The organism is Streptomyces kaniharaensis (assembly GCF_009569385.1).
GTDB lineage: Bacteria > Actinomycetota > Actinomycetes > Streptomycetales > Streptomycetaceae > Kitasatospora > Kitasatospora kaniharaensis.
Genome location: NZ_WBOF01000001.1, coordinates 5,501,608 through 5,525,000 on the forward strand (window position 1 = coordinate 5,501,608; position 23,393 = coordinate 5,525,000).

Genomic DNA, 23,393 nt, shown 5'->3' on the forward strand with positions numbered 1-23,393 from the left:
GGAGAACCGCCGCACATGTACGAGCTCAACCGGGTCCGCCTCTACTCGATCGGACCGGCCGGCGCCCGCTACGCCGACACGGTGCTCGACCTGCGCGGCGTCGGCGAGCCCGTCGCCGACCCGGCCCCGCAGCAGATCGGGCTGTTCGGCGAGGACGTCGACGGCCCCGTCCGCCGCCCGGCCCCGGCCGGCGTGCTCTTCCTGGAGAACGGCGGCGGCAAGTCCGTCCTGCTCAAGCTGATCTTCTCGGTGATGCTGCCCGGCCACCGCAACACCCTCGGCGGCGCCAGCTCCGGCGTGCTGCGCAAGTTCCTGCTCGCCGACGACTGCGGCCACGTCGCCCTGGAGTGGCAGCACACCGTCACCGGCGAGCTGATCGTGGTCGGCAAGGTCAGCGAGTGGCGCGGCCGCCAGGTCTCCTCCGACCCGCGCAAGTTCGCCGAGACCTGGTACTCCTTCCGCCCCGGCCCCGGCCTCACCCTGGACTCGCTGCCGGTCGCCGAACGGGTCAGCCTGGCCGGCGACCAGAAGGCCCGCGGCCGCCGCCGCACCATGAAGGGCTTCCGCGACGCCCTCACCGAGGCCGGCAAGACCCACCCCCACCTCGACCTGGTCTTCGAGGACGGCCACGACCGCTGGACCGAGCACCTCGGCGAACTCGGCCTCGACCCCGAACTCTTCCGCTACCAGCGCGAGATGAACGCCGACGAGGGCGAGGCGGCCGGCCTCTTCGCGGTCAAGCACGACAGCGACTTCACCGACCTGCTGCTGCGCGCCGTCACCGACACCCGCGACACCGACGGCCTCGCCGACCTCGTCCACGGTTTCGCCGCCAAGCTCGGCCGCCGCGCCGAACTCACCGCCGAACGCGACTTCACCGCCGGCTCCCTCGACCTGCTGGAGCGCATCGCCGAGGCCACCACCGCCCGCGAGAGCGTCCGCGAGGCCCACCGCACAGCCGAGCGCCGCACCCGCCGCCTCGCCCACGCGCTCACCTCCCGCGCCGGCGCCGAACGCGACCGCGCCCAGGACCTCGCCGTCGAGGTCGCCGCCGCCGCCGGCGCCGTCACCGCCGCCGAGGCCGACCGCACCCGGCACACCCTGATCACCGCCGAACTCACCCACCGGCACGCCACCCTGGGCCTGGCCGCGGCCACCGCCGAGGCCGCCGCGCTGCGCCGCGAACTCATCGACGCCCGCACCCTGCACTCCGCCTGGCAGGCCGCCGAGGCGGTGCTGCGCCACCGCGCCGCCGCCGACCGGGTCGCCCGCGTCGCCGTCGCCATCCGCGAGGCCGAGCTGGACGCCGCCCCCGCGCTCGCCGCCCGTGCCCGCGCCGCCACCGCCCTCGCCCGCGCCCTGGAGGCCGCCGCCGCGGCCGCCGAGGCCCGCGCCGACACCGAGGAGCAGCGCGCGAGCGAGCTCCAGGAGGACGGAGCCACGTCGCAGTCCGGCGCCACCGAGGCCGCCACCGCCGCCCAGAAGGCCCGCAGCGAGGCCGACCACCTGCGCCAGCGGCTCGCCGAGGTCGAGCAGGAGACCGCCGCCGCCGTCGAGGCCGGTTTCATCGACGCCGACGGCGACGTCGACCCCGCCCGGGCCGCGTTGCACGCCGCCGACGTCGAGAAGGCAGCCAGCGCAGCGCTCGCCCAGGCCCGCACCGCCGCCGAGTCCGCCGCCGCCCGGCTGCGCGACGCCGCCGCCGCCACCGGGCGCGCCGAACTCGCCGCCGAACGCGCCGGCGACGCCCGCAAGGCCGCCGCCCGGTCCCTCGCCGCCGAGCACCGCACCGCCGCCCTGCTCGCCACCGAGCAGCGCCTGGCCGACCTGCTCTCGCTGACCCCGGCACCCACTGACTGGAGCGAAGAGGGGTCGGGTGTCGACGAGGAGGCCGGCTTCCTCACCCCCGCCGTCCTCGACCGCAACGCCGAGTACCTGCGCGAACTCCTCGACGAGGCGATCGCCACCGCCGAGCGCACCCTGTTCGACCTGCGCACGGCCGCCGCCGACGACTCCCGCATCCTCGCCGCCCTCGGCGATGGCGGCCTGCTGCCGCCGGGCCCGGACGTCCTCGCCACCGTCGAGTACCTCGCCGAGCACGGCATCCCCGCCCTGCCCGGCTGGCGCTACCTCGCCCAGTCCGTCGACCCGGCCGACCACGAGGCGATCCTCGCCGCCCGCCCCGAACTCGTCGACGGCGTCGTCGTTACCGACCCGGCCTCGCTCGAACGGGCCCGCGAGGCCCTGCAGTCGGCCGCCCTGCTGCCCCGCTCCACCGTCGCCGTCGGCGCCGCCGCCTCGCTGATCGCCCCGATCACCGACGAACCCGCGTTCTTCCTCGTACCGCCGAACCCGGCCATGCACGACGAGTCCGCCGCCGACGGCGAGCGCCGCGAACTGCGCGCCCGGGCCGGCGCCCGCGAGGAGCACATCCGCGAACTCGCCGCCCGCCTCGGCGCCGACCGCGCCCTCGCCGCCCGGCTCGCCTCCTGGCACGCCAGCTGCCCGCCCGGCACGCTCGCCGAACTCGCCGCCGCCGCCGAGGCCGCCCGCGAGCACGCCGAGCAGGCCGCCGCCGCCCTCGCCACCCTGCGCGCCGACCACGACGACGCCGAGACCGACCACGCCGCCGCGGCCTCCGCCCACGAGGAGCACCGCGAGGCCGCCCAGCGCGCCCGCCGCCGCGCCGACGCCCTCTCCGGCCTCGCCTTCCGGCTGCGCGAGCGCGCCAACTGGGCCCGCCGCCAGCGCGAACTCGCCGACGACGCCGCCGAGTGCGACCGCCGCCAGGCCCAGTGCGCCGAGCGCGCCCGCACCTGCGACGAGGACCGCCGCGCCGCCCAGCGCGCCGCCGACGACGCCCGTCGCACGGCCCGCGCCCTGCGCGCCGAACGCGCCGAGATCCCCGCCGCCGAGCAGGACGACGAGCCCGCCGACGCCGCGCCCGCCGCCCTGCCCGCCCTGCGCGAGGCCTACCGCGCCGCCGCCCAGCTCTACGAGAAGGTCGGCGTCGGCGCCGACCTGCGCGCCGAACAGGCCCGCGCCGAAGGCGACGAGGCCGCCGCCGCGGCCGAACTCGACCGCCTCACCAACAAGGTCCGCACCCGCGCCGAGGAACTCCTCGGCAGCCCCGACGGCGCCGACGGCCCCGCCCGCCAGGCCGCCGCCGCCCGCGCCGAGGAACTCGTCGCCACCATCGAGGCCCGCTCCGCCGCCGCCAGCGAGCAGCTCGGCCGCCTGCGCGGCGAGGCCGAACGCTCCGCCCCCGCCGACGGCGAGGCGCACACCGAACTGCCCGAGGACCTCGTCCCCACCGACCCCGAGCACGCCCAGGCCCTGCTGCGCACCGCCACCAGCCGGCTCGCCGAGCGCCGCGAGGCCCTGGACGCCGCCCGCGACGCGCACGCCGACCTCCAGCGCACCTTCGACGCCGCCCAGTCCGCCGCCGCCGACTTCGACGAACTCGGCGGTCAGCTCCGCGACGGCCTGCGCGATCACCAGGACGACTCGGACGACCCGGCCGAGCCATACCTCGGCGCCCTGCCGGAGGCCCGCACCGCCGTCGCCGAGGCCCGTCGGGCCCTGCGCACCGCGGCCGGCGAGCTGTCCTCCGCCGAACTCGCCGTCCGCGACGCCGCCGACGCCCTCGTCCGGCACGCCAACGCCGCCCGCTACGAGGCCGTCCGCACCCCCGCCCGCCAGCAGATCCGCGAACTGCCCGCCTCCGCCCTGCCCGAGCACGCCGCCGCCTGGGCCGCCGCCTTCGCCCCCCGGCTGCGGGTGCTCACCGACGAACTCGCCCAGCTGGAGCGCAACCGCGGCTCGATCGTCGACCGCCTGCGCGGCCTCGTCGAGTCCTCGCTCACCACCCTGCGCGCCGCCCAGCGCCTGTCCCGGCTGCCCGAGGGCCTGGGGGAGTGGTCGGGCCAGGAGTTCCTGCGGATCCGCTTCGAGGACCCGGACCACGCCACCCTGGTCGAGCGCCTCGGCGAGGTCATCGACGAGGCCACCCGCGCCGCCGTCAGGAAGAACAGCGACCTGCGCCGCGACGGCATGTCCCTGCTGCTGCGCGGAGTCGCCGCCGCGATCGGCCCGAAGGGCGTCAGCGTCGAGATCCTCAAGCCCGACGCGGTGCTGCGCGCCGAACGCGTCGGCGTCGGCCAGATGTCCGACGTCTTCTCCGGCGGCCAGCTGCTCACCGCGGCCATCGCGCTCTACTGCACGATGGCCGCGCTGCGCGCCAACGACCGCGGCCAGTCCCAACTGCGGCACGCCGGCACGCTGTTCCTCGACAACCCGATCGGCCGCGCCAACGCCACCTACCTGCTGGAGCTCCAGCGTGCCGTGGCCGACGCGCTCGGCGTCCAGCTGATCTACACCACCGGCCTGTTCGACACCACCGCGCTCGCCGAGTTCCCGCTGGTCATCCGGCTGCGCAACGACGCCGACCTGCGGGCCGGCCTTAAGTACATCTCGGTGGAGGAGCACCTGCGGCCGGGCCTGCCCGCCCCGCAGGACCCGGACGGCCCGGCCATCCACGGCGAGATCACCGCCACCCGGATGTTCAAGCGCCCGGCGGAGGTACCGGTCCAGTCCTGAACTGACTAGCGTGGCCGGCATGCTGACGATCGCTCACCTCAGTGACATCCACCTCGGCCAGGACCACGACGGAGACGGCGGCACCCGCGCCCGGCAGCGGGCCGAGCAGGTGATGGCGTACCTCGACGCCCTGCCCGGCCCGCTCGACGCGGTGTTGGTCACCGGCGACCTCGCCGACCACGGCCTGCCCGCCGAGTACGAGCAGGTCGCGAAGGTGCTGGACTCCCGGCACCCGGTGCTCACCTGCCCCGGCAACCACGACCGCCGGGCGCCCTACCGGGAGGTGCTGCTCGGCGAGGTGCCCGGGAGCCGCCCGATCAACCGGCTGCACCGGCTGCCCGGCGCGGACGTGCTGATGCTCGACTCGTCGATCCCCGGGCGCGACGACGGCCTGCTGGACGCCACCACGCTGGCCTGGCTGGACGCGACGCTCGAGGACGGGCGCGCCGAACTCCCGGCCCTGGTGGCCTTCCACCACCCGCCGGCCGTCCTGCACCTGCCGATGGTCGACGAGATTCGCCAGTTCGGCGAGGCCGGCCTCGCCGCGGTGCTGGCCCGCCACCGCCGGGTGGCCGGCCTGCTCTGCGGTCACTCCCACACCGGCGCCGCCACCACCCTCGCCGGCCTGCCGCTGCTGGTCGCCCCCGGCGTGGCCTCCACCGTCACGCTGCCCTGCGAGGGTGGGCCCGGGATCACCTTCGACCAGCCCCCGATGCTCGCCTTCCACGTCCTGGACGACGAGGGCCGTCTCACCACCCACTACCGGGTCGTCCCGGAGAGCTGACCCGGCCGGCTACGCGGTCGGCTGGTGGTGAGTCTGGCCGGAGCGGGGGAGGGGCCGGGCGGCCAGGGGTTCGGACGCCGCCCGGCTGCCGGCCATCGGGGTCGTGGAGTTGGGCGCCCGCAGCCGCTGGGCGGCGACCTGGCGGGAAATCAGGATCTCGAGCAGGCACCACGTCGTGCCGAACACCCCGAGCCCCATCGCCATCAGCGCGGGCGTCATCAGCCAGCTGCCGGCGTACGAGGCCAGTGTCGCGACCACCACGCCCACCAGCGTGAAGGCCAGGCAGAGCACCGCGCGGACGATCGCGGTGCGCACCTCGTCGGGCAGGCGGCGACGGCGGCGTGGCACGGACATCGGGCGACCCCCAGGCGCGGTCACGGCGGCGGATGCGGGACGGGCGCGCGCGAAATGCGCCCCTGCGAAACTCTGCCCCGCCGAACCCGGACTATGCGTCCGAATCCACCGAATTGCCGCCAATCGCGCGATCCGGGCCGATTCGTCCGCGGACCGCCGCTCGGTGATCAGCAGCCCAGTTGCTGGTTGAGCTCCTCCAGGGCGCCCGTCACGATCGTCCGCATCGCCTGCTCGGCCTGGGCGGCGTCCCCCGCGCAGATCGCGTCGGCGACCTCGCGGTGCAGCCGGATCGCGTACGGCTCGGGCTGGTGGGGCATCAGGTGGTACTCGGTCCGCCCGGTCAGCACCGCTCCCACGGTGTCACCGAGGTGGGCGAACATCTCGTTGCCGGAGGCCTTCAGCACGGTGGCGTGGAAGGCGATGTCGTGCCGGAGGAAGGTGGCCAGGTCGGCGGCTCGCGCCGAGACGGTCAACTCGACGGCCAGCGCGCTGAGCTCGCGCCGCTCGTCGTCGCTCGCGTGCACCGCGGCGAGCGCGGCGGCGGCCGGTTCGACGGCGAGGCGCAGCGAGCCGAGCGAGCGCAGCTGGGCCGGGCGGTCGGCGCCGGCCAGGCGCCAGCGGATCACCAGTGGGTCGAAGACGTCCCAGCCGGACTTGGGTTGCACCGTGATCCCGACCCGCCGCCGGGGCGCGACCATGCGCATCCCCTCCAGGATCCGCACCGCCTCCCGGACCACCGTCCGGGACACCCCGAACCGCTCCTCCAGCTCCTCGCTGCGCAGGACCGCGCCCTCGGGAATCTCCCCTGCCGCGATCGCGGGCCCGAGTTCGTCAAGCAGCCGGCCGGGCAGCCCCTGGATCTCCATCCGGCCAGCCTAGACGCCCACCATGCCGAAGCCGCCGCCGCCCTGCGGTGCACCCCGGCGTGCCCCCCGCGGCACCGCACCGGAAGAGCAAAAGTATGACGATTTGGTTTCACTCACTTGAATACGTCATACCTTTGAGGTGATAGTGGCGGCCAGGAAAACGAAGGAGCACCACCCATGGCTCTCAGCGCCGAGAACCACGACCGCCCGGCAGGGGCACCGTTCGGGCCCCTCACCATCGTGGTGATGGGCGTCTCCGGATCCGGCAAGACCACCCTGGCCCGCCTCCTGGCCGACCGCCTCGATCTCCCCTTCGCCGAGGCGGACGACTTCCACCCGGCGGCCAACATCGCCAAGATGTCGGCCGGCGTCCCGCTGGACGACGAGGACCGCGCCCCCTGGCTGCGCGCCCTCGGCGCCTGGCTCAGGGACCGGGCCGAGTCGGGCACCGGCGGCGTGGTCACCTGCTCGGCGCTGAAGCACCGCTATCGCGACACCCTGCGCGAGGCCTGCCCGGGCGCCTTCTTCCTGCACCTCAGCGGCGGTCACGAGCTGGTCGAGGACCGGCTCGCCCACCGCACCGGCCACTTCATGCCGCCGTCGCTGCTCGACTCGCAGTACGCCGCCCTGGAACCCCTGGGCGCGGACGAGCGCGGCGCCGTCCTGGACGTCGGTCCGTCCCCCGAAGAACTCGTCGAGATGGCCGTGGCACTGCTGCGGCCCGTCAATGGAGACCTCACGTGAGCGAGCGAAGCGAGCGAGCCATAAGAAGGCGGGCACGGGCGAATGCCCCTGCCGAGTGGTGGGGGTACCCCCGGCCGGAGGCTTGGGGAGAGACGGGAGCATGAGCTTGTCCCCCACCTTGCTCGCGGCCGCCGCCCCACCGGCCCTGCCGCACACCAGCAGCAACTCCCAGCTGCTGATCGCAGTGCTCGTCGCCATCGGTGCGATCGTCCTGCTGATCACCAGGCTGAAGCTGCACCCGTTCCTCGCCCTCACGCTCGGCTCCGGCCTGCTGGCCGCCGTCGCAGGCGCCCCCTTCGACAAGCTGCTCACAAGCTTCTCGACGGGCTTCGGCTCCACCGTGGCCGGCGTGGGCCTGCTGATCGGGCTCGGTGCGATGCTCGGCAAGCTGCTCGCCGACTCCGGCGGCGCGAACACCATCGCGGACACCGTGCTGGCGCGCTCGGGCACGAAGGCGCTGCCCTGGGCGATGGCGCTGATCGCGGCCGTGCTCGGCCTGCCGCTGTTCTTCGAGGTCGGCGTCGTCCTGCTGATCCCGATCGTGCTGCTGGTCGCCCGCCGCGGCAACGTGCCGCTGATGCGGATCGGCATCCCCGCGCTTGCCGGCCTGTCGGTGCTGCACGGCCTGGTGCCCCCGCACCCGGGCCCGCTGGTCGCCGTCGACGCGCTGAAGGCCGATCTCGGCGTCACGCTGGCGCTCGGCCTGCTGATCGCCGTTCCGACCCTGATCGTGGCCGGCCCGCTGTTCGCCCGCCTGGCCGAGCGCTGGGTGGGGCCGCTGGAGATCCCGGCGGCCACCGCTGCGGAGGAGACGGCCGAGCGCGAGCGCACTCCGTCCTTCGGTGCGGTCCTCGCGACCATCCTGCTGCCGGTCGTCCTGATGCTCGGCAAGGCGCTGGCCGACGTCGTGATCGACGACCCGAAGGCGATGGGCCAGCGGGTGTTCGACTTCATCGGCTCGCCGCTGATCGCCCTGCTCGCCGCGACCCTGCTCGGCATGCTGACCCTGGGCAGGGCGGCGGGCTTCGACCGGGCCCGGATCTCCGACACGGTCGGCAGGTCGCTCGGCCCGATCGCCGGCATCGTGTTCATCGTCGGCGCGGGCGGCGGCTTCAAGCAGACCCTGATCGACGTCGGCGTCGGCAACGCCGTCAGCGAGTGGTCGAGCAGGTGGCACATCTCGGCGCTGCTGCTGGGCTGGCTGATCGCCGTGCTGATCCGCCTGGCCACCGGCTCGGCGACGGTCGCCACCATCACCGCAGCCGGTATCGTGGCCCCGCTCGCCGCCACCATGTCGTCGACCCACGCGGCTCTGCTGGTGCTGGCGATCGGCGCCGGCTCGCTCTTCTTCTCGCACGTCAACGACGCCGGCTTCTGGCTGGTGAAGGAGTACTTCGGGATGAGCGTCGGGCAGACGCTGAAGTCCTGGTCGGTGATGGAGACCGTGATCTCGGTCGTCGCCATCGCGCTGATCATGCCGCTGAGCCTGATCGTCTAGCTCCGGCCGACAGCCCGTCCGCCGAGGGGCGGCACCCGTACCGTACGGGCGCCGCCCCTCGGCGCGTCGTCAGCCCAGCAGCCCCGACAGCACCGCCGTCGTCGAGTCCAGCAGGTCCTCCGCCACCGCACCGCCGGCCGCCGTCCGGGCAAGCAGCCCCTCGCGCGCGGCGAGGATCACCGCGGCGGCCTGCCGGGCGGTCGCGCCCGGCGGCACCAGTTCCGGCAGCACGCGTTCCAGGCGGTCGGCCACCGCCTGGGAGAGCGCCCGGTCGTGCGCGGCGACCCGTTCGGCCAGCCCCTCGGTGCGGGCGGCGACCAGCCGGAACTCCAGGAACAGCAGGATCCACCCGGTCTCCGCCGGGTCGACCCGCAGCAGCGCCTCGACCAGCCGCCGGGCCCGCTCCTGCGGCGCGAGCGCCTCGCAGGCGACGGCCAGCGCCTCCAACTCGGCCATCCGGTCGGCCGCCTGGTCGTCGAAGAGCGCCAGCAGCAGGTCCTCCTTGCTGCCGAAGTTCGAGTAGAAGGCGCCGCGGGTGTAGCCGGCGGCGGCGCAGACGTCCTCGATGCTCGTCCGTGCGAAGCCGACGGTCAGGAACAGCTGGCTCGCCGCGGCCAGCAGCCGGGCCCGGGTGTGGACGCGTCGGCGGGTCGGTCGGGGCGCGGCGGCATCGGCCGGGGGAGGGTTCACAGGAGAACGATACATGGTGTATTCAGTACGGGTCGTATTCAATACGTCCCGTACTGAAACCGAAGGGCGCCACCCTCATGACCCGACTGCTGATCACCAACGCCCATCTGCTCCACCCCGAGGACGGCACTCGCACCGACCCCGGCTGGCTGGAGACCGCCGACGGCCGCATCACCGCCACCGGCACTGGTCGCCCGCCCACCGCGACCGAGGGCGTCCGCGTCCTCGACGCCGCCGGCGGCACCGTCCTGCCCGGCCTGATCGACGCCCACGTCCACCTGCTGGTGACCTCCCTCGACCTGCCGGACTTCGCCAACTGGACCCCCGGTTACGCGACCGTCCGCGCCCTCGCCGAGGCCGAACGCATGCTCCGCCGGGGCTTCACCACCGTCCGCGACGTCGGCGGCGCCGACCACGGCATGACCCGGGCGCTCGACGAAGGCCTGGCGCTCGGCCCGCGTCTGCTCCACGGCGGCAAGGCGCTCTCCCAGACCGGCGGCCACGGCGACCTGCGCCCGCTCAGCGACGACGCGCTGCCCTGCTGCGAGTCCCGCCCCAACTTCGGCCGGGTCGCGGACGGCGTGGACGCCGTCCGGGCCGCCGCCCGGGACGAGTTCCGCAAGGGTGCCCGGCACCTCAAGGTGCTGCTCTCCGGCGGCGTCGCCTCCCCGCACGACGAGATCGCCGCCGTCCAGTACAGCGAGGAGGAGATCCGCGCGGCCGTCGAGGAGGCGGAGAACCACAACCGCTACGTCACCGTGCACGCCTACCACCCGCGCGCGATCGACCGGGCGCTGCGTGCCGGAGTGCGCTGCGTCGAGCACGGCAACCTGCTGGCGGACTCCACGATCGCGCTGCTGCTGGAGAAGGACGCCTTCCTGGTGCCCACCCTGGTCGCGTACGAGCAGACGGCGAAGCTCGGCGCCCGCTCGGGCCTGCCGCCGGCCTCGCTCGGGAAGCTGGCCGAGGTCCGCGACCAGGGCCTCGCCGCGCTGGAGCGCGCCCACCGCGCGGGCGTCAACCTGGTCTACGGCAGCGACCTGCTCGGCCCGCTGCACCCGGCCCAGCTGGAGGAGTTCACCCTCCGCGCCCAGGTCCAGCCCGCCGCGGACGTGCTCCGTTCGGCGACCACGACGGCGGCGCGGCTGCTCGGCCTCGAAGGCCGGATCGGCACCCTCGCCCCGGGCGCCCACGCCGACCTGCTGGTGGTGGACGGCGACCCGCTGGCCGACCTCTCCGTCCTCACCCACCCGGACCGGCACCTGAAGCACGTGATCAAGGCCGGTGCCGTCATCTGACGAAACGGGCGGGCGCTCCAGGAGGAACGCCCGCCCGTCGTGCGGCAACCGCGGTCGTGCGGTGACCACTTCGCGGTGTCCACTTCGCGGTGCCCACTTCTTCGCGGCGCCGCCGAGCGAGAACGGCAAAGGGCGGGCACCCCGGAGACTCCGGAGTGTCCGCCCTCGGGCAGGACCTGGCTACCTGCCGGCGCGTTGGGCCACCCGCACGCCTACTTGCCCGCGCGCTTCGTCAGGAAGGCCTCGACCTCGTCCCGGATCTCCGGGGTGTCCAGCCCGCGCACCGTCATCGTGGTGCGGCGCCGCAGCACGTCGTCCGCCGTGTACGCCCACTCGTTGTCGGCCGCGTAGGCGACCTGCGCCCAGACGTCCGGACCGTCGTCGTGGATCGGCCGGCCGAGCTCCGGGTTCTCGTCGATCAGGCGGGCGATCTCGAAGGACAGCGTGCCGTAGTGGGTGGCCAGGTGCTTGGCCACCAGCGGCTCCATCCGCGAGCCCGGCTCACGGTCGATCAGCAGCCGGTGCGCGACGGCGTTCGGCGCGCCGACGCCCGGCAGCGGCACGGTCGGGGCGATCGGCGACATGTCCTCGCCGAGGCTGGTGCCGGGCACGTGGGCCAGCTTCTCCAGCACGGTGCGGCCGATGTGCCGGTAGGTGGTCCACTTGCCGCCGGAGACCGACAGCATGCCGCCGCGGCCCTCGGTGACGACGGTCTCGCGCTTGGCGGCGGCGGTGTCGCCGGGGCCGCCGGGCAGCACCCGCAGACCGGCGAAGGCGTAGGTGATCAGGCTCCGGTCGAGGTGCTCGTCGCGGATCGCGTGCGCGGCCTCGCCCATGATCTGGTCGATGTCCGCCTCGGTGGCCCGGACGTCCTGCGGGTCGCCGGTGTACTCCTCGTCGGTGGTCCCGAGCAGGACGTGGTCCTCCCACGGGATGGCGAAGGAGACGCGGTACTTGTCGATCGGGATGGTCAGCGCGGCGCGCCACGGCGAGCGGCGCTTGACCACGACGTGCGCGCCCTTGGAGAGGCGGATCGACGGCGCGGCGCCGGCGTCCTCCATCCGGCGCAGGTGGTCCACCCACGGGCCGGTGGCGTTGAGCACCAGGCGGGCGTTGACGCCGAACTCGCTGCCGTCCAGGCGGTCGCGCAGTTCGGCGCCGGTGACCCGGCCCGCGGTGAAGCGCAGACCGGTGACCTCGGCGTGGTTGAGCACCACGGCGCCGGCGTCCACCGCGGCGCGGACGGTCATCACGGCGACGCGCGAGTCGTTCATCTGGTGGTCGCCGTAGACGGCCACCGAGCGCAGGCCCTCGGTGCGCAGCGCGGGCACCTGCTGGGCGGCGTGCGCGGCGGTGGAGACCCGGCCCATGCCGTCACGGAAGGCGGAGAGCGCCGAGTAGAGGAACACACCGGCGCCGAGCTTGGCCGCGCCGTGCGGGCCGCCCTTGTAGACCGGCACGAAGAAGGTCAGCGGGTTGACCAGGTGCGGGGCCACGTCGGTGGAGAGCGCGCGGCGCTCCTTGTGGTTCTCGGCGACCAGCTTGACCGCGCCGGTCTGCAGGTAGCGCAGACCGCCGTGGACGAGCTTGGAGGAGGCGCTGGAGGTGGCGCCGGCGAAGTCGCCGGCGTCGACCATGGCGACCTTGAGGCCGGCCTGGGACGCGGTCCAGGCGACGGCCGTGCCGAGGATGCCGCCCCCGATCACCAGCAGGTCGTAGGTGGCCTTGCCGAGCAGCTCGCGGGTCTCGGTGCGGGAGGCGGTGCGGCCGGCGGTGCGCTCGGCGCCCAGGGTCGGGATGGTTGCCATGGTGGTTGTGTACGGCGCGCGGGTCGGGCGGCGCCGCTACTCCTCTCGTGTGCGGTGCGGCCTCTGCGGTGAGGCCGGTAGGCCCGGTGCGGCGGGCCGGTGAAACGGAACCGGGCCGGCCGGGGCACGAAGCCCCGACCGGCTCGACGGTCAGCTGTTCTCTTCCTCCTCCACCCAGCCCATGGTGCGCTCCACGGCCTTGAGCCACTTCTTGTACTCGCGCTCCCGGGTGGCCTCGTCCATGCGGGGGGTCCACTCGGCGGCGCGGTGCCAGTTGGCCCGCAGGGTGTCGAGGTCGTTCCAGAAGCCGACGGCGAGACCGGCCGCGTAGGCGGCGCCGAGGGCGGTGGTCTCGGCCACGTACGGGCGCTCGACCGGGGCGTCCAGGACGTCGGCGATGTTCTGCATGAGCAGGTTGTTGCTGGTCATGCCGCCGTCGACCTTGAGGGCGGTGAGCTCGACCCCGGAGTCCTTCTGCATGGCGTCGACGACCTCGCGGGTCTGCCAGGCGGTGGCCTCCAGGACGGCCCGGGCCAGGTGGCCCTTGGTGACGTACCGGGTCAGACCGGCGATCACACCGCGGGCGTCGGAGCGCCAGTACGGGGCGAACAGGCCGGAGAAGGCCGGGACGAAGTAGGCGCCGCCGTTGTCCTCGACCGTGTTGGCGAGGGTCTCGATCTCGGCGGCGGTGGAGATGATGCCGAGCTGGTCGCGCAGCCACTGGACGAGCGAGCCGGTGACGGCGATGGAGCCCTCCAGGGCGTACACCGGGGCCTGGTCGCCGATCCGGTAGCCGACGGTGGTCAGCAGGCCGTGGTACGAGTTGACGATCTTCTCGCCGGTGTTCAGCAGCAGGAAGGTGCCGGTGCCGTAGGTGGACTTGGCCTCGCCCTCGTCGAAGCAGGTCTGGCCGAACAGCGCGGCCTGCTGGTCGCCGAGCGCGGAGGCGACCGGCACACCGGCCAGGTCGCCGACGGCCTCGCCGTACACCTCGGCGGAGGAGCGGATCTCCGGCAGGACGGCCAGCGGCACGCCCATCGATTCGGCGATCTTCTCGTCCCACTCCAGGGTGTGGAGGTTCATCAGCATGGTGCGGCTGGCGTTGGTGACGTCGGTGACGTGCTTGCCGCCGTCGACACCGCCGGTGAGGTTCCAGATCACCCAGGTGTCCATGGTGCCGAAGAGGATGTCGCCGGCCTCGGCGCGCTCGCGCAGGCCCTCGACGTTGTCCAGCAGCCAGCGGATCTTCGGGCCGGCGAAGTAGCTGGCCAGCGGGAGGCCGGTCTCGCGGCGGAAGCGGTCCTGGCCGACGTTGCGGCCGAGCTCGCGGCAGAGCGCCTCGGTGCGGGTGTCCTGCCACACCAGCGCGTTGTGCACCGGCTCACCGGTGTTCCTGTCCCACAGGACGGTGGTCTCGCGCTGGTTGGTGATACCGATCGCGCGGATGTCGTCCCTGGTCAGACCGGCCTTCTCCAGCGCGCCGCGGATGACCGACTGCACCCGGGTCCAGATCTCGGCGGCGTCGTGCTCGACGTAGCCGGGCTGGGGGAAGATCTGCCGGTGCTCCTGCTGGTCGACGGCGACGATCCGGCCGTCGGCGCCGAAGATGATGCAGCGGCTGGAGGTGGTGCCCTGGTCGATCGCGGCGATGTAGTTGCCAGTGGAGGTCATGAAGGTCCTCGGCTCGGGTTCGGGGGATGCGGGGTGGGTGGGCCTGACGCGCTGTTCGCTCAGTCCCCGTGCTCGGCGGGTTCGACTCTGCCCGTTGGAGGGGGCCCTTTAGAAGAGGGCGTTGTAGAGGAGGCCGGCCGCGGCGCCGCCGATCAGCGGACCGACGACCGGGACCCAGGCGTAAGACCAGTCGGAGCCGCCCTTGTTCGGGATCGGCAGCAGCGAGTGGACGATGCGCGGGCCGAGGTCACGGGCCGGGTTGATCGCGTAGCCGGTCGGGCCACCGAGCGAGAGGCCGATGCCGACCACGACGAGCGCGACGATCAGCGTGCCCATGGCCTCGAGCTTGGGGCTGAGGGTGAGGATCGACATGCAGAGCACCAGGGTGCCGATGATCTCGGTCAGCAGGTTCTGGATCGGGTTCCGGATCTCGGGACCGGTCGAGAAGATGCCGAGCGTGGGCTCCTCGTTGGCCTGGAACTGGCCGAGGTAGGTGAGCCAGACGAGCGTGGCGCCGATCATCGCGCCGAGCATCTGGGAGCCGAGGTAGAGCGGAACCTGGCTCCATTCGCCGCTCTTGACGGCGAGTGCGATGGTGACGGCCGGGTTCAGGTGGGCACCGGACTTGGAGCCGGTCATGTAGGCGGCGATGAGGACCGCGAAGCCCCAGCCGAAGGTGATCGCCAGCCAGCCGGCGTTCAGGGCCTTCGACTTCTTGAGGGTCACGGCGGCGCAGACGCCTCCACCGAGAAGTATCAGGGCAGCGGTACCGAGGGTTTCGCCGACGAAGACGTCGCCGTTGGAGAACGCGGACACAAAGACTCCCTTGTCCATATGGCCCGGAGGTGCGGGTGGGGGCGGGTGGCCGGGCGATCGCTGTGCGGGTGAGCGCAATGTGGGAGTGATCTTCCCGGCCATCGTTCGACAATGTCGACCGTCATGCGGAAGCTTCCCGCCCAGGTCGCCCCCACGTCAAGGCAGGTTTACGCAGCTGTGACCCTTGCCTCGAAGTTACCCAGCGGAGCGTGCCGAATCGGGGCAAAACGCCAGGGCGCGGACAGGCCTCCCGCCCGTCCGCGCCTCAGCGTGACGAAGTGACCGCCGTGACGGCGTCAGAACCGCCCGGCACCCAGGTCGCGCGAGATCGCCCGCGCCGCGCTGCGCACCGAGGCCACCAACGACGGCTTCACGAAGCCGTCCTCGCACACCCGCTCCACCGGGCCGCTGATGCACACCGCGCCCACCGGGTTGCGCCGCCGGTCCTGGATCAGCCCGCCGATCGAGGCCACGCCGTCCCAGGTCTCCTCGATCGAGTCCGCCCAGCCGCGCTCGCGGATCAGCGCGCACTCGGCGTCCACGTCGGCCGCCTCGGTCAACGTCCGCAGGGTGTACGGCTCGTACGGCCCGGCGCCCAACTCCCCGCGCGCGACCGGGTCGTAGGCCACCAGCACCTTGCCCAGCGCGGTGCTGTGCAGCGGCTGCATCGAACCGACCTCCAGCACCTGCCGGGTGTCGTCCGGTCGGAACACGTGGTGCACGATCAACACGCCCTGCTGGTGCAGCACCCCGAGGTAGACGGTCTCGCCGGCCGCCCGGGCCAGGTCGTCCGCCCACACCAGCGCCCGCGCCCGCAGCTCGTGCACGTCCAGGTAGCTCTGGCCGAGCCGCAGCAGTTCGGCGCCCAACTGGTACTTGCCGCTCTCCGGGTCCTGCTCGACGAACCCCTCCTGCTGGAGCGTGCGCAGGATGCCGTGCGCGGTGCCCTTGGCGAGGTCCAGCGCCGTCGCGACCTCGGACAGGCCCAGGCGGCGCTCGCCGCCGGCCAGCAGGCGCATGATCGCGGCGGCCCGGGAGAGCGACTGGATCGGGCCGGGCATTGGAACCTCCGCGCTGACAGGCGGTCGACATTGTCGACCGAAGTGGTAACGGGACGAGTCTGCCAGGCGTCCGCCGGTCCGTGCACCTTCCCCCTTGGTAACCCGCACTCGGCCGCCTGTTAACCTCCGCCGCCCGGCCGGTCCCTTTTGATCGCGCCCGTCCCCTTTATTTAATCCCGGTTTATTCGATCCCGGCCGCTCTCGAGCCCCGGCTCAACCACCGGCTCTCAACCACTGGCTCTCAGCCCCGGCTCTTGCCGACCGCGACCTCCGCCGCCAGCGCCGCGATCCCGTCCGGCCCGACCCGGCAGCAGCCGCCCACCAGCCGGGCCCCGTCCGCCAGCCACCCGCGCACCCGCGCCGAGCGGAACGTCGGCTCCCCGTGCCAGTCCCGCACTCGCGGATCCCAGGACTCGCCGCTGTTCGGGTACACCACCACCGGCTTCCCGGTCACCTCGGCGGCCAGCGCCACCGCCCGGTCCGCGTCCTGCGGTGTGCAGCAGTTCACCCCCACGGCCAGTACCTCGTCCACGTCCCTCGCCAGTGCGAACGCCTCCGCCAGCGGCTGCCCGGCCCGCGTCCGGTCGCCCGCCACGCTGTACGACAGCCAGGCCGGCACGCCGAGCCCGCGGACCACCTCCAGCAGTGCCTGCGCCTCGTCCGCGTCCGGCACCGTCTCCAGCGCCAGCACGTCGGGACCGGCCGTCGCCAGCACCTCCAGCCGCGGCCGGTGGAACGCCGCCAGCCGCGCCACGCTCAGCCCGTACCGCCCCTGGTACTCCGAGCCGTCCGCCAGCACCGCCCCGTACGGACCCACCGAGGCCGCCACCCAGCGCCGTCGGCCGCCCGGCTCGGCCCGCGCCGCCTGCCGGGCCAGCTCCACACCGCTCGCCAGCAGCCGCGCCGCCTCGGCCCGGCCCACCCCGCGCCGCGCGAAGCCCTCGAAGCTCGCCTGGTAGCTCGCGGTGATGGCGACCTCCGCCCCGGCCGCGAAGTACGCCCGGTGGGCGTCGACGATCGCCTCCGGCGCGTCCGCCAGCAGCCGTGCCGACCACAGTCCGTCCGACAGGTCGTACCCGGCCGCCGCCAGCTGGTTCGACATCCCGCCGTCCAGCACCAGTGGACCGGCCGCCAGCGCCGCGGCGAAGTCCGGCGGGGGAGCAGCGGGCATGGCGGGCCTCCTCGGGCGCGGTCGTCGCTGGTCACAGCCTAGAAGCCCGATACCCCCGCCCGCCCGGAAAACCATTTGCTGCTTCGGAAACGAATCGCTACGTTGTGCTCATCCCGAGAACGACGGCGCGCGGTCCGACGCGCGGCGCAGCGAGCAGTGCAGGAGAGGAGCCGGCGATGGCCACCGACGAGACCGGCCCGTCCCCCGCCGGGCCCCGGGCCGGGCAGGACCGAGCCGGGCAGGAACGGTCCGAGCGGGACCAATCCGAGCAGGAATGGCTCGCCGCCTACGATCCGCGCGCCTACACCCCCGTGGCCGTCACCGTCGACGTGGTCGCCCTGACCCTGCGGCACGGCAGCCTGCACGTCCTGCTCGTCGAACGCGCCGCCCCGCCCTACCAGGGATCCTGGGCGCTGCCCGGCGGCTTCCTGCGTGCCGGCGAGGAGGACCTGGACGGGGCCGCCGCCCGCGAACTCGCCGAGGAGACCGGCCTCCTGGGCGGCTCCGAGGTCGAGGCCGCGCTCAGCCGCATCTACCTCGAACAGCTCGGTACCTACGGCGCCCCGCACCGCGACCCGCGCATGCACGTGGTCTCCGTCGCCTACCTCGCCTTCGCCCCCGACCTGCCCGACCCGCAGGCCGGGACGGACGCCGCGGCCGCCGGCTGGTACCCCGTCGCCGACCTCGACCTGCGCCCGAGCAGTCGCCCCGAAGCCGCCGTTGTGCCCGTCGACACCCACGGGGGTGGCGTCGGCGGGCACAGCGGCCCCCTCACGCTCGCCTTCGACCACGCCCGCATCCTCGCCGACGGCCTCGACCGCGCCCGCGCCAAGATCGAGTACAGCCCGCTCGCCACCGCCTTCCTGCCCTACGACTTCACCATCCCCGACCTGCGCGCCGTCTACGAGGCCGTCTGGGACGAGAAGCTCCACCCCGGCAACTTCCACCGCAAGGTGCTCTCCGTCCCCGGCTTCGTCGAGAGCACCGGCACCACCACCGAGCGCGGCGGCGCCCGCGGCGGCCCCCGCGCCCGCACCTACCACGCGGGCGACGCCCAGCTCCTCCACCCCGCCCTGCTGCGCCCCGCCCGCGAGGACGAGATCCGCTGATCGTCCACCGCCGCGCCCGGCTACCATCCGCCCATGACCACTGACGAGGTGACCGGCACGACCAACCGCCCCAACTCCCACTGCCACTGGTGCGGTACGCCCTACCCGCCCGGCACCGACTCCTGGCCCCGGACCTGTCCCGGCTGCCACGAGATCAGCTACCGCAACCCGCTGCCGGTGGTCGTGACCCTCCTCCCGGTCACCCGCCCCGACGGCGAGAGCAACCTCGTCGTGATCCGCCGCACCATCGAGCCCGGCTACGGCCAACTCGCCCTCCCCGGCGGCTACGTGGACTACGGCGAGAGCTGGCAGCAGGCCTGCGTCCGCGAACTGCGCGAGGAGACCGGCATCCTGGCCGACGCCGCCGACATCACCCTGGTCTCCACCGACTCCGACGCCCGCGGCGGCTTCCTGTGCCTCTTCGGCATGCTCCCGCCCCGCCCGCTCGCCGACCTCCCGCCCTCCCGGCCCACCGACGAGACCGACGGCTGGCAACTCTCCACCCCCGACACCCCGCTCGCCTTCGAGTTCCACACCCGCGTCTCCCGCGCCTGGTTCAACGGCGAGTTCACCCAGCGCTGACCAGCACAGGACTCCCGGGGCGGACCCTGGCGCAGCGGGCGCTCACATGGCATGGTCTGCACCGACAGCCCAACCGGACGGGTCTGCCACAAGCACTCCCGTCCCCACCACCGGCCCGGGAGACCACCACCGTGAGCACCCCACCCCAGGACCAGGACCAGCCGCTCTGGCGCCCCGACCCCGCTCGCGCCGCCGCGACCGGCCTCGTGGCCTTCCAGGCCTGGGCCGCCGAACGCCACGGCGCCCCGGCCGCCCCGCTCGCCCCGGCCGCCGACGACCAGCAGGCCGCCGAGCGCTACGCCGCGCTGCACGCCTGGTCCACCGCCGACCTCGACCGGTTCTGGACGGCCGTCACCCAGTGGTTCGACGTCCGCTTCACCCAGGCCCCCGAGGCCGTCCTCGCCGACCCGGCCATGCCCGGCGCCCGCTGGTTCCCCGGCGCCCGCCTCAACTACGCCGAGCACGCTCTGCGCGCCGCCGAGGACCCCGCCAACGCCGACCGCCCGGCGATCCTCCACCTCGACGAGACCACCGACCGGCCCGCCGTCCTCACCTGGTCCGAGCTCCGCCGCCAGGTCGGCTCCCTCGCCGCCGCCCTGCGCGCCCGCGGCATCGGCCCCGGCGACCGCGTCAGCGCCTACCTGCCCAACATCCCGCAGGCCGCCGTCGCCCTCCTCGCCACCGCCGCCGTCGGCGCCGTCTGGACCAGCTGCGCCCCCGACTTCGGCGCCCGCAGCGTCCTCGACCGCCTCCAGCAGATCGAGCCCGCCGTCCTCTTCGCCGTCGACGGCTACCACTACGGCGGCAAGGACCACGACCGCACCGACGTCGTCGCCGAACTGCGCCGTGAACTCCCCAGCCTGCACACCGTCGTGCACGTCCCCCTCCTCGGCGCCCCCGCCCCCGAGGGCGCCCTGCAGTGGGACGACCTGGTCGCCGAAGACGTCACCCCGGTCTTCGAGCCGGTCCCGTTCGACCACCCGCTCTGGGTGCTCTACTCCTCCGGCACCACCGGCCTGCCCAAGGCGATCGTCCAGAGCCAGGGCGGCATCCTGCTCGAACACCTCAAGCAGGTCGGCCTCCACCTCGACCTCGGCCCGCAGGACCGCTTCCTCTGGTACACCTCCACCGGCTGGATGATGTGGAACTTCCTCCTCGCCGGCCTCCTCGTCGGAGCCACGATCGTCACCTACGACGGCAGCCCCGGCCACCCCGACACCGGCGCCCTCTGGTCGGTCGCCGCCCGCACCGGCGCCACCGTCCTCGGCACCTCCGCCGCCTACGTCATCGCCAGCCGCAAGGCCGACCTCCACCCGGGCCGCGACCTGGACCTCTCCGCCGTCCGCTGCATCGGCACCACCGGCTCCCCGCTCCCGCCCGACGGCTTCCGCTGGATCTACGACGAGGTCAAGGAGGACGTCTGGCTCGCCTCCGTCAGCGGCGGCACCGACGTCTGCTCGTGCTTCGTGGGTGGCGTGCCCACCCTCCCGGTCCACCTTGGCGAGATCCAGGCCCCCTCCCTCGGCGCCGCCGTCGAGTCCTGGGACGTCCAGGGCCGCCCGCTCACCGACGCCGTCGGCGAACTCGTCGTCACCAAGCCCATCCCGTCCATGCCCACCGGCTTCTGGAACGACCCCGAGGGCACCCGGTACCACGACAGCTACTTCGACATGTACCCGGGCATCTGGCGCCACGGCGACTGGATCACCGTCACCTCCCGCGGCACCGTCGTCATCCACGGCCGCTCCGACTCCACCCTCAACCGCCAGGGCGTCCGGATGGGCTCCTCCGACATCTACGAGGTCGTCGAACGCCTCCCGGAGATCGCCGAGTCCCTGGTCATCGGCCTGGAGGAGCCGGACGGCGGCTACTGGATGCCGCTCTTCGTCGTCCTCGCCCCCGGCGCCGAACTGGACGACGACCTCATCGGCCGCATCCGCACCTCGCTGCGCACCGAGCTCTCCCCGCGCCACGTCCCGGACGAGGTCATCGCCGTGCGCGGCCTCCCGCACACGCTCACCGGCAAGCGGATCGAGGTCCCGGTGAAGCGCCTGCTCTCCGGCACCCCGCTGGAGCAGGCCGTCAACCCGGGCTCCGTCGACAACATCGAGCACCTGCGCTTCTTCGAGCAGCTCCGCCGCGACCGCCAGGCCTGACCCCGGCCGCAGGACAGAAGGGGCGCTCCCACCATCAACGGTGGAAGCGCCCCTTCTCTGCTGCCCGGGGCTGCCCGGGTCTGCGCTACTCGCCCGACAGCACCTGCTGCGCGGCGGCCCGAGCCTCCTCGGCACTGTCCGTCGCCCGGGCCGCCTCGGCCGCCCGACGGCACTGCGCCAGCGTGTACTTGGCGAGGGTGGTCCGCACGTACGGGATCGAGGCCGCGCCCATGGAGAGGCTGGTGACGCCCAGGCCGGTCAGCACCACGGCCAGCAGCGGGTCCGAGGCCGCCTCGCCGCAGACGCCGCAGCTCTTGCCGGTCGCCCGCGCCGCCTCGGCGGCCGCCGCGATCAGGTCGAGCAGCGCCGGCTGCCACGGGTCCTGCAGCCGGGCCAGCGCACCTACCTGACGGTCGGCCGCGAAGGTGTACTGCGCGAGGTCGTTGGTCCCCAGCGACAGGAACTCGACCTCCTGCAGGATCGCCCGAGCCCGCAACGCGGCCGACGGGATCTCCACCATCGCGCCGAACTTGGCGTCCAGCCCGGCCTGCCGGCACGCGTCCGCGAAGTCCTTGGCGTCCTTGCGGTCGGCGACCATCGGCGCCATCACCTCGAGGTGTACCGGCAATCCCTCGGCGGCCCTGGCCAGCGCACGCAGCTGCGTCTGCATGACCTCGGGGTTCTCCAGCAGGGTGCGCAGACCGCGCACACCCAGCGCCGGGTTCGGCTCGTCGGCCGGGGAGAGGAAGCCCAGCGGCTTGTCCGCACCCGCGTCCAGCGCCCGGACCACGACCCGGCCCTCCGGGAACGCCTCCAGCACCTTTCGGTACTCCTCGACCTGCTTCTCCTCGCCGGGCGCCTTGGCTGAGTCGTCGAGGAACAGGAACTCGGTGCGGAACAGCCCGACGCCCTCGGCGCCGTTCTCCAGCGCCGCCGGCACGTCCGCCGGGCCGCCGACGTTGGCAAGCAGCGGCACCCGGTGCCCGTCCGAGGTCCGGCCCGGACCGGAGGAGGCGGCCAGCGCGGCCTTTCGCTCGGCGGCGATCGCCCGCAGCTCCTCCTGCTTCTGCTGCGACGGGTCCAGCAGGACGTCACCGGAGCTGCCGTCCACGGCCACCACGGTGCCTTCGGCGACCTCGGTCGCCCCCGGCAGCGCGACGACGGCCGGCACGCCCATCGCCCGCGCCAGGATGGCGCTGTGACTGGTCGGCCCGCCCTCCTCGGTCACGAAACCGAGCACCAGGGTCGGATCGAGAAGTGCGGTGTCGGCCGGCGCCAGGTCCCGCGCGAACAGCACGTACGGCTCGTCGCTGTCCGGCACACCCGGCATCGGCACGCCCAGCAGCCTGGCCACGATGCGGTTGCGCACGTCGTCCAGGTCGGCGACCCGGCCGGCCAGGTAGTCCCCGGCCGACGCGAGCAGCGCGCGGTAGGAGGCGAAGGCGTCGTAGACACCGCGCTCGGCGCTGCTCCCGACGGCGATCCGCCGCGACACGTCGGCCATCAGCTCGGGGTCCTGCGCCATCAGCGCCTGGGCCTCCAGCACCGCCTGCGCCTCGCCGCCGGCCAGGTTGCCGCGGGCGATCAGGTCCGCGGCCACCGCCTCGACGGCCGCCTGGGCGCGAGCCTGCTCGCGCGGGGAGTCCTCGGCCGGGATCTGGGTGGTCGGCGGCTCCAGCACTGCCGTCCCCATGTGCCGCACCTGGCCGATCGCGACCCCGTGGCTGACACCCACGCCGCGCAGCGTCTTCTCCATGTCACTGTCTCCGCTGAGAGGAGCGGCCCCGCCGGGAACCGCTGTGTGCCGGGCCGGCCCTGTCATCTGCTGCAGGGCGGGCGTGTGGGAAAGAGTGAGGTCAGCTCCAGCTGAACAGGGTGTCCCCGACGCGGGCGTCCCCGTCCTCGACCAGGCCGCTGAGCGTGTCGGGCGTCGCCTCCAGCGCCACGATCGGCGAGATCGGCGACTTGCCCGCGGCCTCGACGGCAGCCGGGTCCCACTTGATGACGGCCTGGCCACGGGTCACCGTGTCGCCCTTGTTGACGAGCAGCTCGAAGCCCTCGCCGTTCAGCTGCACGGTGTCGATCCCGAGGTGCGTCAGCACGCCGTGCCCGTCCGCGTCCACGACAACGAACGCGTGCGGGTGCATGGAGACGACGACGCCGTCCACCGGAGCGACGGCCTCCGT

At 73.9% G+C, this 23,393-nt stretch carries 18 protein-coding genes (1 of these 18 running past the window's edge); 8 read left to right on the forward strand and 10 right to left on the reverse strand.

Annotation, left to right across the window (positions count from 1 at the left end; genetic code table 11):
- Positions 1–15 precede the first annotated feature (15 nt).
- Both F7Q99_RS24605 and F7Q99_RS24610 read left to right on the forward strand, forming a co-directional pair.
- The gene (locus F7Q99_RS24605; RefSeq protein WP_153464838.1) at positions 16–4,599 is read left to right on the forward strand and encodes a hypothetical protein; all 4,584 of its coding nucleotides are present in this window, start codon (positions 16–18) and stop codon (positions 4,597–4,599) included.
- A gap of 19 nt (positions 4,600–4,618) precedes the next feature.
- Positions 4,619–5,383 carry a metallophosphoesterase gene (locus F7Q99_RS24610; RefSeq protein WP_153464841.1) on the forward strand — a complete coding sequence of 255 codons (765 nt, stop codon included), beginning with the start codon at positions 4,619–4,621 and terminating at the stop codon, positions 5,381–5,383.
- 9 nt (positions 5,384–5,392) lie between these two features.
- Here the strand turns inward: F7Q99_RS24610 and F7Q99_RS24615 are convergent, their stop codons facing one another.
- Both F7Q99_RS24615 and F7Q99_RS24620 read right to left on the reverse strand, forming a co-directional pair.
- On the reverse strand, positions 5,393–5,737 hold the full coding sequence (locus F7Q99_RS24615) for a hypothetical protein (protein ID WP_153464842.1): 345 nt from the start codon (positions 5,735–5,737) through the stop codon (positions 5,393–5,395).
- 167 nt (positions 5,738–5,904) lie between these two features.
- On the reverse strand, positions 5,905–6,603 hold the full coding sequence (locus tag F7Q99_RS24620; RefSeq protein WP_153464844.1) for a FadR/GntR family transcriptional regulator: 699 nt from the start codon (positions 6,601–6,603) through the stop codon (positions 5,905–5,907).
- A gap of 177 nt (positions 6,604–6,780) precedes the next feature.
- Between F7Q99_RS24620 and F7Q99_RS24625 the strand changes: the two genes are divergently transcribed.
- Entirely contained in the window at positions 6,781–7,347 is a 567-nt protein-coding gene (locus F7Q99_RS24625; protein WP_153464846.1) for a gluconokinase, read from the forward strand.
- A gap of 100 nt (positions 7,348–7,447) precedes the next feature.
- Complete coding sequence (locus F7Q99_RS24630; RefSeq protein ID WP_153464848.1) at positions 7,448–8,845, forward strand: GntT/GntP/DsdX family permease; 1,398 nt, start codon at positions 7,448–7,450, stop codon at positions 8,843–8,845.
- 69 nt (positions 8,846–8,914) lie between these two features.
- On the opposite strand, the gene F7Q99_RS24635 is transcribed toward F7Q99_RS24630, so the two are convergent.
- The gene (locus tag F7Q99_RS24635) at positions 8,915–9,535 is read right to left on the reverse strand and encodes a TetR/AcrR family transcriptional regulator (protein ID WP_195911160.1); all 621 of its coding nucleotides are present in this window, start codon (positions 9,533–9,535) and stop codon (positions 8,915–8,917) included.
- Between the two features lie 77 nt (positions 9,536–9,612).
- Between F7Q99_RS24635 and F7Q99_RS24640 the strand changes: the two genes are divergently transcribed.
- Positions 9,613–10,833 (forward strand): metal-dependent hydrolase family protein, encoded by a 1,221-nt coding sequence (locus F7Q99_RS24640; protein WP_153464852.1) that lies wholly within the window; start codon positions 9,613–9,615, stop codon positions 10,831–10,833.
- Between the two features lie 212 nt (positions 10,834–11,045).
- On the opposite strand, the gene F7Q99_RS24645 is transcribed toward F7Q99_RS24640, so the two are convergent.
- From F7Q99_RS24645 to mmuM, 5 genes are all read right to left on the reverse strand, one after another.
- A complete protein-coding gene (locus F7Q99_RS24645) occupies positions 11,046–12,641 on the reverse strand; it encodes a glycerol-3-phosphate dehydrogenase/oxidase (protein WP_153464854.1) in 1,596 nt (531 codons plus the stop codon).
- A 150-nt stretch (positions 12,642–12,791) separates the two neighbouring features.
- Positions 12,792–14,312 (reverse strand): glycerol kinase GlpK, encoded by a 1,521-nt coding sequence (gene glpK / locus F7Q99_RS24650; protein WP_153464856.1) that lies wholly within the window; start codon positions 14,310–14,312, stop codon positions 12,792–12,794.
- Between the two features lie 108 nt (positions 14,313–14,420).
- The gene (locus F7Q99_RS24655) at positions 14,421–15,146 is read right to left on the reverse strand and encodes an MIP/aquaporin family protein (RefSeq protein WP_153464858.1); all 726 of its coding nucleotides are present in this window, start codon (positions 15,144–15,146) and stop codon (positions 14,421–14,423) included.
- Between the two features lie 278 nt (positions 15,147–15,424).
- Positions 15,425–16,189, reverse strand: a complete 765-nt coding sequence (locus F7Q99_RS24660; protein WP_153464860.1) for an IclR family transcriptional regulator — start codon at positions 16,187–16,189, stop codon at positions 15,425–15,427.
- Positions 16,190–16,430: 241 nt separating this feature from the next.
- Positions 16,431–17,360, reverse strand: a complete 930-nt coding sequence (gene mmuM / locus F7Q99_RS24665) for a homocysteine S-methyltransferase (protein ID WP_153464862.1) — start codon at positions 17,358–17,360, stop codon at positions 16,431–16,433.
- Positions 17,361–17,536: 176 nt separating this feature from the next.
- Here mmuM and F7Q99_RS24670 point away from each other — a divergent pair, with 176 nt between their 5' ends.
- From F7Q99_RS24670 to F7Q99_RS24680, 3 genes are all read left to right on the forward strand, one after another.
- The gene (locus F7Q99_RS24670) at positions 17,537–18,469 is read left to right on the forward strand and encodes an NUDIX hydrolase (protein WP_153464863.1); all 933 of its coding nucleotides are present in this window, start codon (positions 17,537–17,539) and stop codon (positions 18,467–18,469) included.
- A gap of 33 nt (positions 18,470–18,502) precedes the next feature.
- Complete coding sequence (locus tag F7Q99_RS24675) at positions 18,503–19,051, forward strand: NUDIX domain-containing protein (RefSeq protein WP_153464865.1); 549 nt, start codon at positions 18,503–18,505, stop codon at positions 19,049–19,051.
- A 131-nt stretch (positions 19,052–19,182) separates the two neighbouring features.
- Positions 19,183–21,207 carry an acetoacetate--CoA ligase gene (locus tag F7Q99_RS24680; RefSeq protein WP_326847074.1) on the forward strand — a complete coding sequence of 675 codons (2,025 nt, stop codon included), beginning with the start codon at positions 19,183–19,185 and terminating at the stop codon, positions 21,205–21,207.
- Between the two features lie 85 nt (positions 21,208–21,292).
- On the opposite strand, the gene ptsP is transcribed toward F7Q99_RS24680, so the two are convergent.
- Complete coding sequence (gene ptsP, locus F7Q99_RS24685) at positions 21,293–22,963, reverse strand: phosphoenolpyruvate--protein phosphotransferase (protein WP_153464867.1); 1,671 nt, start codon at positions 22,961–22,963, stop codon at positions 21,293–21,295.
- A 100-nt stretch (positions 22,964–23,063) separates the two neighbouring features.
- Positions 23,064–23,393: the 3' portion of a PTS sugar transporter subunit IIA gene (locus F7Q99_RS24690; protein WP_153464869.1), read on the reverse strand. 120 nt of this gene lie beyond the right edge of the window; 330 of the gene's 450 nt are visible here — the last part of the coding sequence; the start codon falls outside the window, past its right edge; it ends in the stop codon at positions 23,064–23,066.